Annotated in this window: 16 protein-coding genes; 4 read left to right on the top strand and 12 right to left on the bottom strand. The window is 50.7% G+C overall.

From position 1 onward, the window contains the following. Positions 1-53 precede the first annotated feature (53 nt). Positions 54-734, top strand: a complete 681-nt coding sequence (locus tag GJJ30_RS30525; protein ID WP_154179022.1) for a hypothetical protein — start codon at positions 54-56, stop codon at positions 732-734. 18 nt (positions 735-752) lie between these two features. Here the strand turns inward: GJJ30_RS30525 and GJJ30_RS30520 are convergent, their stop codons facing one another. The 3 genes from GJJ30_RS30520 to rpsU form a co-directional block, all read right to left on the bottom strand. Beyond that, positions 753-1505, bottom strand: coding sequence for an EboA domain-containing protein (locus GJJ30_RS30520; protein ID WP_170299309.1), 753 nt, complete (start codon positions 1503-1505; stop codon positions 753-755). Between the two features lie 36 nt (positions 1506-1541). Then, positions 1542-2429, bottom strand: a complete 888-nt coding sequence (locus GJJ30_RS30515; protein WP_154179021.1) for a tyrosine-type recombinase/integrase — start codon at positions 2427-2429, stop codon at positions 1542-1544. Positions 2430-2529: 100 nt separating this feature from the next. Further along, on the bottom strand, positions 2530-2727 hold the full coding sequence (rpsU, locus tag GJJ30_RS30510; RefSeq protein WP_038120545.1) for a 30S ribosomal protein S21: 198 nt from the start codon (positions 2725-2727) through the stop codon (positions 2530-2532). Positions 2728-2943: 216 nt separating this feature from the next. Between rpsU and GJJ30_RS30505 the strand changes: the two genes are divergently transcribed. Together GJJ30_RS30505 and GJJ30_RS30500 are read left to right on the top strand one after the other, a co-directional pair. Continuing rightward, positions 2944-3876, top strand: a complete 933-nt coding sequence (locus tag GJJ30_RS30505) for a Ppx/GppA phosphatase family protein (RefSeq protein ID WP_154179020.1) — start codon at positions 2944-2946, stop codon at positions 3874-3876. A 90-nt stretch (positions 3877-3966) separates the two neighbouring features. After that, positions 3967-4458 carry a PaaI family thioesterase gene (locus GJJ30_RS30500; RefSeq protein ID WP_154179019.1) on the top strand — a complete coding sequence of 164 codons (492 nt, stop codon included), beginning with the start codon at positions 3967-3969 and terminating at the stop codon, positions 4456-4458. A gap of 136 nt (positions 4459-4594) precedes the next feature. On the opposite strand, the gene GJJ30_RS30495 is transcribed toward GJJ30_RS30500, so the two are convergent. Further along, positions 4595-5347 (bottom strand): SDR family NAD(P)-dependent oxidoreductase, encoded by a 753-nt coding sequence (locus tag GJJ30_RS30495; RefSeq protein WP_154179018.1) that lies wholly within the window; start codon positions 5345-5347, stop codon positions 4595-4597. Positions 5348-5496: 149 nt separating this feature from the next. On the opposite strand from GJJ30_RS30495, the gene GJJ30_RS30490 reads away from it, so the two are divergent. After that, positions 5497-6690, top strand: coding sequence for a dipeptidase (locus tag GJJ30_RS30490; RefSeq protein WP_154179017.1), 1194 nt, complete (start codon positions 5497-5499; stop codon positions 6688-6690). Here the strand turns inward: GJJ30_RS30490 and GJJ30_RS30485 are convergent, their stop codons facing one another. The 8 genes from GJJ30_RS30485 to sufD all read right to left on the bottom strand — a co-directional run bounded on the left by GJJ30_RS30485 (position 6691) and on the right by sufD (position 12907). After that, a complete protein-coding gene (locus GJJ30_RS30485) occupies positions 6691-8223 on the bottom strand; it encodes a capsule assembly Wzi family protein (protein ID WP_154179016.1) in 1533 nt (510 codons plus the stop codon). Positions 8224-8376: 153 nt separating this feature from the next. After that, entirely contained in the window at positions 8377-8802 is a 426-nt protein-coding gene (locus GJJ30_RS30480) for a BrxA/BrxB family bacilliredoxin (protein WP_154179015.1), read from the bottom strand. 172 nt (positions 8803-8974) lie between these two features. Then, positions 8975-9286: a DUF59 domain-containing protein gene (locus tag GJJ30_RS30475; RefSeq protein ID WP_124876353.1), complete on the bottom strand. Its 312-nt coding sequence runs from the start codon at positions 9284-9286 to the stop codon at positions 8975-8977. 10 nt (positions 9287-9296) lie between these two features. Then, on the bottom strand, positions 9297-9746 hold the full coding sequence (locus GJJ30_RS30470) for a SufE family protein (RefSeq protein WP_154179014.1): 450 nt from the start codon (positions 9744-9746) through the stop codon (positions 9297-9299). After that, positions 9743-10042, bottom strand: a complete 300-nt coding sequence (locus GJJ30_RS32690; RefSeq protein ID WP_154179013.1) for a type II toxin-antitoxin system RelE/ParE family toxin — start codon at positions 10040-10042, stop codon at positions 9743-9745. Before GJJ30_RS32690 ends, GJJ30_RS30470 begins: the two co-directional genes overlap by 4 nt. After that, a complete protein-coding gene (locus GJJ30_RS30460) occupies positions 10021-10212 on the bottom strand; it encodes a hypothetical protein (protein ID WP_154179012.1) in 192 nt (63 codons plus the stop codon). Before GJJ30_RS30460 ends, GJJ30_RS32690 begins: the two co-directional genes overlap by 22 nt. 18 nt (positions 10213-10230) lie before the next feature. Continuing rightward, positions 10231-11469, bottom strand: coding sequence for a cysteine desulfurase (locus GJJ30_RS30455; protein ID WP_154179011.1), 1239 nt, complete (start codon positions 11467-11469; stop codon positions 10231-10233). Positions 11470-11587: 118 nt separating this feature from the next. After that, complete coding sequence (gene sufD / locus GJJ30_RS30450; RefSeq protein ID WP_154179010.1) at positions 11588-12907, bottom strand: Fe-S cluster assembly protein SufD; 1320 nt, start codon at positions 12905-12907, stop codon at positions 11588-11590. Positions 12908-12916: the final 9 nt, after the last annotated feature.

Genomic DNA, 12916 nt, shown 5'->3' with positions numbered 1-12916 from the left:
GAGACAAAAAAGTCTCTTGTCTCACATCTCGTATCTTTTTTCTAACGAGAACCATGAAAAAGAGAATCATATTTAGCTTGCTGGGGCTAATCTGGGCGCTGGGTGCGGTGGCTCAGTCGGATAAAGAGGAGCGGGAAATGAAAGAGCGCTCCCAAAACTTTAATAATTCACTTTACGAACGCTTCGTGTCGGGCCGGGCGACGGTTTTTTACGGCGTCGGTTTACCGATGGGTAGCCAGCAGAATTTCATCGACAAAACGGGAAACCGCAATTTTGGGCTGGCGGTGGAAGCCATGTTTCCGGGGCGGTTTTCGGTGGGTGCGCGGATTGGCCAGCAATACGTGAGTGAGCGGTTGCCGCGCCAGGTGTACACCTTCGACGATGGTTCGGAAATCTCGGCGGTCCAAACCCGATCACTGAACGTCGTGCCGTTGCTGGCCATTGGATCAGTTTATCTGAATAATATCCAGTCGGTTTTCAGGCCGTATCTGCAATTGGGAGCCGGTGGTGCTTACGTTGATTACGCCAAATATTACGGCACGCTGGTCGATCAGAAGACGGGTATTCGGGCGGTTTTGGCCCCGGCGGTCGGCGCTAAGTTTCAGTTTGGCAGGAACAGCAACCTCGGTGGTGAAGTCCAGGCGCAGTATCAGAACGTATTTTTTAAATATAACGAGCTGAAAAACAGCAGCAATCTGTTGTTCTCCGTCGGTTTGTCGTATCGATGGTTGTAACGTAGACGTATCCGCGGACTAAACGGAAGCGCCCGCTGGTCCGTGGATACGGAAAAGTTCTTCCAGTTCGGCCCGATTGCTGTCGGTTACGAACGGTTTGACGAGCGTCCACAACGCCGGGTGAATGGTGCGACCAGCCGCCCGGCGTTCCTGGGCGTAATCAATGGCGATTCGGGCCAGCTTTTCGTTGGTGCGTTCTTCAAAACCGGTAATCTCTTCCACTGGTTTGTCGGTAAAGAAAGCCTTCATGATCAGTTGATTCCAGGCTGGTTCGTCCAGTTGTTCCGCCGGATATGGATTGTGCAACATGATGGCTTCCTGCACCGGTCCCATGTTATTCCGCACGGCTTCGGTGGCCTGAAACCGCCAGTGTTCCGGGTAATCAAGGACGGGCAGGGCTGAATACAAAGCCGTCAGCTCATTCATTTCAGCCGCCCGAAACAGGTTTTCGATGGTGCTGGAATAAACCGCCGGATCATCCGAAGAAAGTTGCCGCAACCACCAGACGCGCGCCAGCCGGTCGAGCGACCAGCCATCGACCGTCAAACCGGGCCGTAGAGCCTGTATTTCCTGATTTTTTTCGGGCGAAACGATAATCGTCTGTTTGCCAACAAAGCGCGGGAGAGCCGTAAAAACGCGGTAAAAAACCGCCTGAGTCGGCGTGTTGCGATACGTGTCGGCCTGTTGCGTCAGGTAGGCAACGGCTTTTTCGGCCTCGGGTTGTTGCCGAATCAGATCGAGCAGGGTGGCGGAAAGGGCTGGAGCATTCATGGCGTAAAAGTAGTAAGCAGATCGGCGACTGCCAACTTACCCGGCCTTGGGATGCGCCTGATTGTACGCTTTCTTGAGTTTGTCGATGGTCGTGTGCGTATAAATTTGCGTAGCGGCCAGACTGCTGTGCCCCAGTAAATCCTTGATGGCGTTCAGATCGGCGCCCCGGTTGAGTAAATGCGTTGCGTAAGTATGGCGCAACACGTGCGGACTTTTCTTCTCAAGCGTCGTGACCAATCCCAGATACCGCTTCACAATTCGCTGAATCAGAACCGGATATGCCTTGACGCCCTGGTCGCTCAGAATCAGGTAAACCGGGTCGGCTTTGCCTTCAAATTCCGATTCTTTCGTTTGCTGGTATTGTTGAATAAGGGCAAACAGCGGGGGCGGAACCGGAATGATCCGGTGTTTGTTGCGTTTGCCCAAAACCGTGATGGTTTTTTCGTACAGATTCACGTCGGCCATTTTGAGCCCCACCAGTTCGGCCAGCCGGATGCCGGTGCCGTATAACAGTTCGAGCACCAGCTTGTCGCGCAATCCCTTGAAATCGTCCGGGAAATCGACATCGTCCAGCAGCGTTTCCATCGGCTTTTCCTCGACAAAAACCGGTATTTTTTTGCTGGTTTTCAACGCCGACACTTTCAGCATTGGGTCGGTTTCAATCACTTTCCGGCGGAGCATGAATCCGAAAAAACTACGGAGCGTCGCAATTTTCCGATTCACCGACGTCTTGTCCAAACCGCTTTCGACCAGGCTGACAATCCACGACCGAATCTGGTGGAAAGTTGCCGTCTCGGGTTTTTCCAGCTCGTACTGACTTTTGAGGTAATCCTGAAACTGGTCGATATCAATGCGATAGGCCGTGAGCGTATGGTGACTCAGGCGTTTCTCGTAGCGGATGTGTTCAAGAAAAAGCGAAACCATAGGGCGCGGAGACTGGAAATTCAGAACAAGATACCATAAAAAAAGCAGTAAGCGAATGCCTACTGCCAACCCATGCTGTTTCGGAAAACTGTCCTAAAGACTATGCTTCACTGTTGCTGCCGTACATTTTTTCACGGTAAACCGCTTTCAGAATTTCCTGACGACGTTTGATCGACGGTTTCTGGAAGGCAGTCCGGGAACGTAGGGCGCGCAATACGCCGGTTTTTTCAAATTTTTTCTTAAAGCGCTTGAGGGCTTTGTCAATTGACTCGTTTTCTTTGACGTTTATGATAAGCATATCCTGCAATTCGTTAATTTTCTGATACCAAACGGATTGCAAAGGTATGTTTCTGGAAGGAAAAAACCAATAGTTTTGTGCGAAATGATTGTTTGAATGGCCGGATGGTTGAATGGCTAAAAATGGTTAGATGGTTATGAGCCATTTTATCCCGTCAGCCATTGATATCATTTAACCATTTTTAGCCATTTAACCATTGAAAACCATCAGATTTGCATGAAGCAAGCCGTTATTGACCTCGGGACGAATACCTTTCATTTGATGATTACGAAGGCAGGTCAGACGCTTTTCCGGGAAAGCCGCCCGGCAAAAATTGGCAAATCCGGGATCAATCAGGGGTTTATTACCGACGAAGCCATTGAACGGGCGGTAGCGGTTTTGCGGTATTTCCGGACGGTGATCGATCAGCATCAAATCCCGGTCGATCAGGTGGTTGCGATCGGAACCAGTGCGATCCGAAACGCCGGAAATCAGGCGGAATTTATCGAACGGATTCGTCAGGAAACCGGTCTGATCATTCGCTCCATTTCGGGCGACGAAGAAGCCGGGTACATTTACGCCGGGGTGCGGGCCGCCGGAACCCTCGACGATCAGATGGCGCTGGTGGTCGACATCGGCGGGGGCAGTGTCGAGTTTATTCTGTGTACGCAGCAACGGATTTACTGGAAGCAAAGTTTTGAAATTGGCGGTCAGCGGTTGCTGGAGCGGTTTATGGAAACCGACCCGATCAGCCCGGCGGCCGTAAATCGGTTGAATCGGTTTTTTCAGGAACAGCTTTTGCCACTCACGAATGCGGTTCACCAATACGCGCCCGTCGTGCTTGTGGGCTCCTCAGGCTCATTTGATACGCTGGTCGATTTGCAGTTTATGCATGAAAAAGGTTATTTGCCGGACGCGGACCAGACGGCTTTCGAGCTGCCTCTGAGCGAATTTCAGCGTTTGTATAACCTGCTGCTGACCCGAAACCACGCGGAACGGATGCAGTTACCGGGCATGATCGAACTGCGAGTCGACATGATTGTAGTGGGCGTTTGCCTGATCGATTACGTGTTGCGGGCGTACGGGATTCGGCAGATTCGGGTGTCGACCTATTCGTTGAAAGAGGGCGTTTTGGCGAATTTATTGACGGCTAAAAACACCTCTTTTTGAGAGACAAACCGGGCGGTTTTTGTTTTCAAAATACGTACAATTTTTGTATTTTAGTAAGTTTACTTTTTACTACAATTCTTCAAATCACTAATGGCAGCAGACGAACGAGAACGATCGTATAATTGGGAAGATCCCATGCAGGGCGCACAGGCCGCCAAAACCATGTCTGGATTAGATTATCTACAAAGCATCCTGGACGGTATCAATCCGCTTCCACCCATCTGCCAGACATTGGATTTTGATCCAGTGGCAATGGAAGACGGAAAGGCGGTTTTTGCCGTTATACCTTCCGAATTTCATTACAATCCGATCGGCGTCGTGCACGGCGGTTTATTGAGCACCCTTTGCGACTCGGCAATGGGTTGCGCGATTCATACCAAACTGGCGGCTGGTGTGGGCTACACCACGCTTGAACTGAAAGTCAATCTGGTACGCCCGGTGACGGCCAAAACCGGCAAATTGATTTGCACCGGAACCGTCATCCATGTCGGCCGAAGCGTGGCAACCGCCGAAGCGCGTGTCGAAGACGCTCAGGGCAAACTCTACGCCCACGCTACCTCGACCTGCATGATTTTTCAATAAATTTTAAGGTGGTTTTGGAGGGTTAAATGGTTAAAAAATGGTTGAATGGCTGTCGGCATTTTAATCATCCTTCAACCATTCCAACCATTTAGCCATTTAAACCATCAAACCATTCAAAACCATTTAACCATTCAATTTATTTCCGATGAATGGTTGTGGCTGCGGCCTGGGCGGAAGCCAGGATCGTGATGTCGGCGATGGTGACGTGGGCCGGAGCAGAAACGGCGTAGGCTACAGCGTCGGCGATGTCGGTGGCAGTCAGGGGCTTGAAACCGGCGTAAACTTTGGCGGCACGCTCCTCGTCACCCTTGAAACGGACCAGCGAAAACTCGGTTTCGACCGCGCCGGGAGCCACATTGGTAATTTTGATGCCGTGCTGGGTTAAATCCAGTCGCATGCCTTCGCTCAGGGCTTCCACAGCGGCTTTCGATGCGCAATAAACCCCGCCGTTGGCATAGGTTTGCTTTCCGGCAATCGAACTGATATTGACGATGTGACCCCGGCCATTTTTGACCATTCCCGGTGAAACCGCGCGGGTAACATACAATAATCCCTTCACGTTGCCGTCGATCATCGCGTCCCAGTCGTCAATGTCGCCTTCCTGAATGGGCCCCATGCCGTGGGCGTTGCCGGCGTTGTTGACAAGCACGTCGATGGTTTGCCAGGCATCGGGTAGGGAAGCCAGGGCGGTTTCGACGGCAGCTCGGTCGCGAACGTCAAAATTAAGCGTATGGCATTCGACCGATTCACTGAGCGTCTGTTGCAATTCATCCAGCCGGTCCTGACGACGGCCACACAGAATGAGTCGGTAGTTGAGTTTGGCAAATGCGTTGGCAATCGCAAGACCGATGCCGGAAGTAGCGCCGGTGATCAGGGCAGTTTGGGCCATATTTGAATTTATTTTTTGAAATAAGCGGTTGAAACCAGAGTCAAAGATCAGGATAAATCAGAATAGAATCGGCTTCCGGGTGGTTTTAAAACGGCTGGTATGCCGATAATTTAACGATTCTTTTCTATCTTGGGATTTAACCTAACGTGATGAACCCCATTCTTTTCCTATTTCTGCTCCTTACTATTTTCTTCCTGCCTGCCGACCGACTGACGAAGAAAGCCCATAAAATTCACCAGCGGGTGCTGACGCTCGACACGCATGCCGACGCCCCGATCAACATGGTGAAGGACGGTTTTGACGTGGGCGTGCGGCACGACCGGGTGCGCGATAAGTCGCAGATTGACTTTCCCCGCATGAAAGAGGGTGGGATGGACGCCATGTTTTTTGCGGTCTACATGGCGCAGGGGCCCCGCACCCCGGAAGGCCACGCCGAGGCTAAAGCCAAAGCCCTCAAGATTTTTCAAAGCATCAGCGACGCGCTGAAAAAACACCCCGATCTGGCTGAACTGGCGACTACGCCCGCCGATGCCTACCGCATTAAAAAAGCCGGGAAACGGGCGGTTTTTATCGGAATGGAAAACGGGTATCCGGTTGGCGAAGATTTGTCGTTGCTGAAACAGTATTACGATCTGGGTTGTCGGTACATTACACTGTCGCACTTTGCCAACAACGCCATTTGCGATTCGGCCACCGACCCCGATGGCCCGACTCATAACGGCCTGAGCCCGTTTGGGCGGCAGGTTGTGCAGGAAATGAACCGGTTAGGCATTCTGATCGATGTTTCCCATGTTTCCGATAAATCGTTCTACGACGCGCTGGAATTGTCGAAAGCGCCCCTGATTGCGTCGCACTCCAACGCCCGCGCGCTCTGCAATTTCCCGCGAAACATGACCGACGAAATGATCAAAGCCATTGCGGCCAAAGGAGGTGTTGTGCAGGTCAATTTTGTAACCGATTACCTCAGAAAACCGTCAGACGAACACCGTCAGGCCCTGAATTCGATTCGGATGGCGGGCGTGGGTCGGGTGGTAACCCCGGAAATGCGGGCAAAGCTGGATGCGAAGGAAGATTCGATCCAGAAGCGGTATGCCTACGAGCGGGCGAGTGTTTCGGACATTGTGAAACACATCGATTACATTGTACGTCTGGCCGGCATCGATCACGTCGGGATTGGCAGTGATTTCGACGGCGGTGGGGGCGTCAACGGAATGGAAGATGTGAGCGAGATTGAAGCGTTGACCCTGGAACTGGTGCGGAAAGGCTATTCAGAACAGGACATCGCCAAAATCTGGGGCGGTAACTTGCTACGGGTATTGGGACAGGCCAAAGTGCCGCAGTAGCTACAGCCTGCCGACCGGTTTTTTAGGCGTGGGCGTGTTCGGGGTCTGCCAGATGGTTTTGCGTAAGCTGATAAAACCGCCCGTTGCATTTTCGTACAACTGCCCCGAGTCCACCGAAACCGCAGCCGTCAGCCAACTGCCGCCCAGCCAGGAAACCGGTAAACCAAGCTGGAGGATGGAGGAGAATTGGGTTGGCGAATTCGGTAAGGGGGTCTGGTATGTGCCCCGGTTGCGGCTGTAAGAGAACTTTCCGACCAGTTCAATTTTCTGAGCAATAGTGGCACTCAGGCCGACATGGCCAACCTGAACCCGGTTGTTATTGATGACGTAGCCAATGCGGTATTCCGGTTTGGCATCAGCCAGGCGGGTCATAAAAGGCGTCCCGATTACCTGATTGCGGTATACCCAGCCTTCCTGGTATTGTGAGTTGTTAAAGTAGTTATCGCCGGCAATGCCAAATGTTAGGCTTTTTTTGGAAGGCGGACCGCTTTGGTAAACGGTAGAAAGTATTTCCAGAACGAGTGTATTAAGGTGAAATGCCGATTTGGGCCGGGTTTTGGTTCGGAGCCGAATTCCGTACAAACCGTCGGGAAAATTTTGAAAAACAATACCGGTCAGATCCTCGAACGGATGTTGGTGGTACATCATCAGGTTGAACCCCCTGAACATCTGAAGCTCAGTGGCAAAGTCGTACTGGCCAACGTGATTGCCGTATAGATTGACATAATCATAGGCCGTAATGCGTGGATTGTTGATCCCATTGGTGCGAATGGCAAAAGCTACATTCGGAAAGTCACTCAGACGGCTGGGCAGTTGACCGTTTACGGCCAGGTAAGATGGTAAAAAGTCCGAGCGCCCACCCCATTGCGCATTTTTGAGCCCCCCACCGTAAAACCGCACCGGCCACGATGGTTTTCCAATCCGCAGCATAAATTGAAACTGATGCAGGTAAGAGCCCTGTACGAACGGGGTTTTCCCAAACCAGCCGTGCGAAAACATGCTGCTGATGGCCACCGTACCCCGGCGGCCCAGTGGCGCGAATCCCCGGGTACCGAGTTGAATTTTAGGCATTGGCAATGCATTTCCGGAATAGCTGTGCGAACCGGTCGAAAGGCTGGAATCGACAAGACCGATGGATTCCCTGCGCCGGCCGATTACCAGCTCGATTCGTCGATGAGTTAATTTAATATAGGCCTCCGGCAGCAGAAGCTGATTGGTTTTTCCGGCATTGCCAACACCTTCTGCTGCGTACGAAAGCGTCCATTCCCTGTGCGGGTGGGTAAACGAACGGACGGACGTGGTATCGGTCAGCAAATAATCCCCTTTTACACCCAGCCGCAGTGTGCCACCTGGTGCCGACAAAGGAATTATCCCGAATTGATTGGCTCTTAACCAGAAAGGAGTTCGCTCAGCGGTTGAGCCGAGTACGCCAACTTCGGCGTAGGCAGATGCCTGGTGAGGGTGTATAGATTGGGCTAAACTAAGGGATGAATACAAAAAATAGAAAATAGCGAGATAGTAGTTTTTCTTCATGCTAGAGAACAGAGCAAATAGGAACTATTTGTTTAATATCGGTTACAATAGCGAAATTAAATGATGATGACTTAATTTAAACAGATTTGAGCAAATAAAAAACCGGTCGTGATTCACGACCGGTTTCGACTGACTAGAATGGTAATTTACTTGTCAGGCTTTTTCGCAGAATTCTTCGAAAGCCATTTCCAGATGCTGCGCGATCATTTGCGCCGAGCGCCCTTCAATGTGGTGCCGTTCGATAAAGTGAACCAGTTCACCATCTTTGAAAATACCAATGGCCGGTGATGACGGCGGATAAGGCAGCAAATACTCACGCATCCGGGCCGTGGCTTCAAAATCGACACCGGCGAAAACCGTCACCAGTTTATCGGGCTTGATACCGCTCAGATTCAAGGCCGCTTTCACACCCGGACGGGCCGCGCCAGCCGCACATCCGCAAACCGAGTTGACAACCACCAGCATGGTGCCTTCGGCATTTTCCATGGCCTCATCGACCTTCTCGGCCGTGCTCAGGTCCTCGAAACCGGCGCTAACCAGGTCGTCCTTCATCGGAGCAACTAAATGTGGAGGATACATTGTATGTAGTTTAAAAGTTTGAGTTACTATTTATGATTGTAATGGTTAAAAATGGTTTTATGGTTAACTGGTTAAAAAGTGACTGGATCATTGGAATAACAGAAAGCCGTTTAACCATTTTTAGCCATCCATGAAACCATTTTAACCATTCAAGCCACCTAACCGTTCATTTTTACATAAAACCCAGTTCGAGCTTCGCTACTTCCGACATCATTTCGGTCGTGTAGGGCGGGTCGAAAGTCAACTCCACGCTCACGTCGTTAACGCCTTCAATCGCCCGTACTTTGGCTTCGATCTCGCCCGGAATGGTTCCTGCCGACGGGCAGGAGGGCGACGTCAAAGTCATCAGGATATAAACGTTATTGATCGGGAATATTTTTATTTCGTAGATCAGCCCCAATTCGTAGACATCAACCGGAATTTCCGGGTCATACACGCCTTTGAGAGCTTTGACTACTTCTTCTTTCAATTCTTCGTCATTCATAACTTTCTGCTTAAATCGCTGACTGTTCGGCGGGCCGGTTTGTATCACTGTGGGCTGCGGAAAACTGCTTCATCTGCTGAATCATCGACGCCAGCCCACCCGCGCGCCGTGAGGTTACTAAGTTACTCAATCCGATCCGATCAATAAAATACAGGTCGGCTTTGGCAATGTCTTCGGCTTTTTCGTTCGACAGAATCCGGATCAGTAAACTCACCAGCCCTTTACTGATCTGGGCCGTCGGCTCGCTATCGGCTTCAAATTGAACAGTATCGCCCTTCAGTTCGGAATGCAGCCACACTTTCGACTGACACCCGCGAATCAGGTTATTATCCGTCTGGAACTGCACGGGCATTGGCGGCAATTTCTTACCTAAATCAATGATATACTGCGTCTTATCGAGCTGATCGTCAAAGAGGTCAAATTCTTCGATAATTTCGTCTTGTTTCTCGTTGATTGTCATTGTATTCGACCAAGATCACTGGCAGAATGCCGGATTGCTACAACTGTAATTTTACTGTTTAAATAGATGTATAAAACTCGGTAGTTGCCAACTAAGATTTCACGGAAGAAACTGGTATTTTTTTCAGATACTATCCGGCCCATTTCAGGGAAGGTCGTCAACAATGTTAATTTCCTGTTTAGTTCATCTACCCATTGTTCAGCGTATCTTAAAGAAGAGCGGGACAAATAGTGTAAGGCGTCCCGAAAATCCTCCTTTGCTTCATTACGCCAAATTATTTCTGCTCCTGAATCCATTGGCGGGCTTCCCGGATGACGTCCTCATGTTTATAGCCTTTATTATCTTCTATTTCTTCCATTGCCTTTTCATATCGGTCCAGGATAATTAGCCTTTCTACGGCTTCATCCAATGATATTTTTGGTGGAAGATTTTGAAACGTTTCGATAATCGTTGCCGTAGTAAGCATAATCAGTAAACTTTAAGGTTACAACATCATCTTTTTAACCCGCAACAATCCCTGCACCAACCGATCAATCTCTTCTTTTGTGTTGTAAACCGCAAAGGAGGCCCGGGTGGTTCCCGTAATACCAAACCGGCTCATTAAAGGTTGGGCGCAATGGTGGCCCGTCCGGACGGCGATGCCCTGCTGGTCGAGAATGACGCCGGTATCCTGGTGGTGAATTCCGTCCATCACAAACGATACGACGCTGATTTTCTGCGCGCCCGTCCCGATGATCCGCAAACCGTCAATGCTTTCCAGCGCTTCGGTGGCGTATTCGAGCAAACCGTGCTCGTAAGCCGCAACATTCTTTTTGCCGAGCGTATCGATGTATTCCAGGGCCGTATAAACCGCAATGACGTCGGCAATATTGGGCGTACCGGCTTCGAATTTGTAGGGCAGATCGTTGTAGGTGGTTTTCTCGAAGGTAACTTCCTTTATCATTTCGCCACCCCCGCGCCAGGGTGGCATTGCATTCAGAATGTCCTTTTTGCCGTACAGAACACCCATGCCCGTTGGGCCGTAGAGTTTGTGGGCCGAAAAGACGTAGAAATCCGTGTCCAGCGCCTGAACGTCGATGTCGATGTGCGAACTGGCCTGGGCGCCGTCGATCAGCACTTTTGCACCAACAGCGTGCGCTTTTTCGATGATGGTTTTAACCGGGTTGATAATCCCCATCGCGTTCGAAACGTGCACCACCGAAACGAATTTGGTGCGCTCGGAAAGCATTTTTTCGTATTCTTCCAGAATCAGATCGCCGTTGTCGTCGATCGGAATGACTTTCAGCACGCAACCTTTCTCTTCGCACAACATCTGCCAGGGAACGATGTTGGAGTGGTGCTCCATCGTCGAAATGATGATTTCGTCGCCTTCCTGCAAAAACCGCCGTCCGTAAGTTTGAGCCACCAGGTTGATGCCGTCCGTGGTGCCATAGGTGAAAATGATTTCCTCGACGTGAGCGGCATTCAGAAACTGCTGAATCGCCCGGCGCGACGCTTCGAATGCTGAAGTTGCCTTTTCGGCCAGCGTGTGAATGCCCCGGTGAATGTTGGCGTTGTAACCTTCGTAATACCGGGCGAGGGCGTTGAGAACCGGGAGCGGTTTTTGCGTGGTGGCTGCGTTGTCAAAATAAACCAGTTGCCGACCATTCACCACCTGATCAAGAATGGGAAAATCCCGGCGAATGGCAGCTATATCAAGAATTTCGTGTGTCGCAGTTTGCATATGTGTAATGAACAATTAACAATGAATAATGAACAATAAATCATCAATCAACGTGCGTTAACCCTTCATTATTCATTGTAAATTATTCATTCGGGGCCGCCCGTGCGGTTCATTAAAACTACCGGGCGAGTTTGGCCTGAATCCTTCGCTCGATTTGCTCGCGGAGAGCGTCAATTTTGATTTTTTGGATCACATCCTCGGCAAAGGCGTACATCAGCAGCGACTGGGCTTCTTCTTTCGGAATACCGCGCGAACGGAGATAAAACAAGGCTTCCTCGTTCAGTTTGCCGGTGGTGGTGCCGTGCGAACATTTCACGTCGTCTGCAAAGATTTCCAGCTGCGGTTTGGTGTTCATCGTGGCGTCATTCGAAAGCACCACGTTTTTGCACGACTGGTAAGCGTTGGTTTTCTGGGCATCCTGGCGGACGAAGATCTTGCCGTTGAAAACGCCCGTTGAACGATCTTCCAGGATTCCTTTATAGAGTTCGTTGCTGTGCGAATTGGGTTTGCGGTGATCCACCAGCGTGTGATTATCGATGTGCTGGCGACCGTTTGGGAAATACAAACCGTACATGTGCGCTTCGCATTCCGAACCGTCGAGGGCGATGTTCAGGTTGTTGCGGATAAAACCGCCATCGAGCGTTACCGTCGCCGAGTAGAAGTGGCTGCGGTCTTTCTGATGAACCTGCGTCGTGCCGATGTGGTACGCCATGTCCGACTCGTTCTGGATTTTGTAATATTCCACCTGAGCGTCTTCGGCCACGACGATTTCCGTGACGACGTTGGTAAAGCTGGCCTGATCGCCCAGTGTCCGGAAGGACTCGGCAATTTTTATTTCCGCTTTTTCACCGACAATGAACAGGTTGCGGGGCTGTGAGGCCACGTTTAACTGCCGCGCATCGGAAATAAACCGCAAAATGGTCGGCGCTTCCACAGCCACATTCGCCGGCACATTGATCACCACGCCATCCTGGGCAAAAGCGGTATTCAGTGCCGTAAATGCATTGTCCTGGTAGTCAGCGTATTTGGCAAAGTATTGAGTCAGCAGATCCGGTGTGGTTTTGACGGCTTCGGCCAGCGTCGTAATGGTGAGCTGGCTGGCCGGACTCACAATTTTCGACAACTGCGGCTGGTACTGACCATTGACAAAATACAGAACGTTCCCTTCTAAACGTGAAGATTCCAGTTGGGCCAGATCGTCGACGGTTATATCGGAAGACGCATTGAATTCAAATACTTCCTTGATTAAACTATTGACATTGGTATATTTCCACTCTTCGTGCTTGACGGTTGGAAAACCCAGTCGATCGAACTGGTTGAGGGCTTCGCGCCGGATTTGGTGCAACGCCGACTTGCTGGCGCCGTTCATCCGCTCTTCCGAGGTCCGAAAATCCGCCAGTAGCTTGGATTTGAGATCGTTATTGGGCTGATTATTCATTCGTGAATG

Origin of the sequence: Larkinella terrae (genome assembly GCF_009668025.1) — a bacterium.
GTDB lineage: Bacteria > Bacteroidota > Bacteroidia > Cytophagales > Spirosomataceae > Larkinella > Larkinella terrae.
Note: the sequence above shows the minus strand (reverse complement) of the source record. Positions and strands in the feature narration are given on the sequence as shown.

Excerpts from the sequence above, each read along its gene's own strand:
- GJJ30_RS30525 (WP_154179022.1), top strand. The coding sequence starts at position 54 with ATGAAAAAGAGAATCATATTTAGCTTGCTGGGGCTAATCTGGGCGCTG.
- GJJ30_RS30520 (WP_170299309.1), bottom strand. The coding sequence starts at position 1,505 with ATGAATGCTCCAGCCCTTTCCGCCACCCTGCTCGATCTGATTCGGCAA.
- GJJ30_RS30515 (WP_154179021.1), bottom strand. The coding sequence starts at position 2,429 with ATGGTTTCGCTTTTTCTTGAACACATCCGCTACGAGAAACGCCTGAGT.
- rpsU (WP_038120545.1), bottom strand. The coding sequence starts at position 2,727 with ATGCTTATCATAAACGTCAAAGAAAACGAGTCAATTGACAAAGCCCTC.
- GJJ30_RS30505 (WP_154179020.1), top strand. The coding sequence starts at position 2,944 with ATGAAGCAAGCCGTTATTGACCTCGGGACGAATACCTTTCATTTGATG.
- GJJ30_RS30500 (WP_154179019.1), top strand. The coding sequence starts at position 3,967 with ATGGCAGCAGACGAACGAGAACGATCGTATAATTGGGAAGATCCCATG.
- GJJ30_RS30495 (WP_154179018.1), bottom strand. The coding sequence starts at position 5,347 with ATGGCCCAAACTGCCCTGATCACCGGCGCTACTTCCGGCATCGGTCTT.
- GJJ30_RS30490 (WP_154179017.1), top strand. The coding sequence starts at position 5,497 with ATGAACCCCATTCTTTTCCTATTTCTGCTCCTTACTATTTTCTTCCTG.
- GJJ30_RS30485 (WP_154179016.1), bottom strand. The coding sequence starts at position 8,223 with ATGAAGAAAAACTACTATCTCGCTATTTTCTATTTTTTGTATTCATCC.
- GJJ30_RS30480 (WP_154179015.1), bottom strand. The coding sequence starts at position 8,802 with ATGTATCCTCCACATTTAGTTGCTCCGATGAAGGACGACCTGGTTAGC.
- GJJ30_RS30475 (WP_124876353.1), bottom strand. The coding sequence starts at position 9,286 with ATGAATGACGAAGAATTGAAAGAAGAAGTAGTCAAAGCTCTCAAAGGC.
- GJJ30_RS30470 (WP_154179014.1), bottom strand. The coding sequence starts at position 9,746 with ATGACAATCAACGAGAAACAAGACGAAATTATCGAAGAATTTGACCTC.
- GJJ30_RS32690 (WP_154179013.1), bottom strand. The coding sequence starts at position 10,042 with ATGGATTCAGGAGCAGAAATAATTTGGCGTAATGAAGCAAAGGAGGAT.
- GJJ30_RS30460 (WP_154179012.1), bottom strand. The coding sequence starts at position 10,212 with ATGCTTACTACGGCAACGATTATCGAAACGTTTCAAAATCTTCCACCA.
- GJJ30_RS30455 (WP_154179011.1), bottom strand. The coding sequence starts at position 11,469 with ATGCAAACTGCGACACACGAAATTCTTGATATAGCTGCCATTCGCCGG.
- sufD (WP_154179010.1), bottom strand. The coding sequence starts at position 12,907 with ATGAATAATCAGCCCAATAACGATCTCAAATCCAAGCTACTGGCGGAT.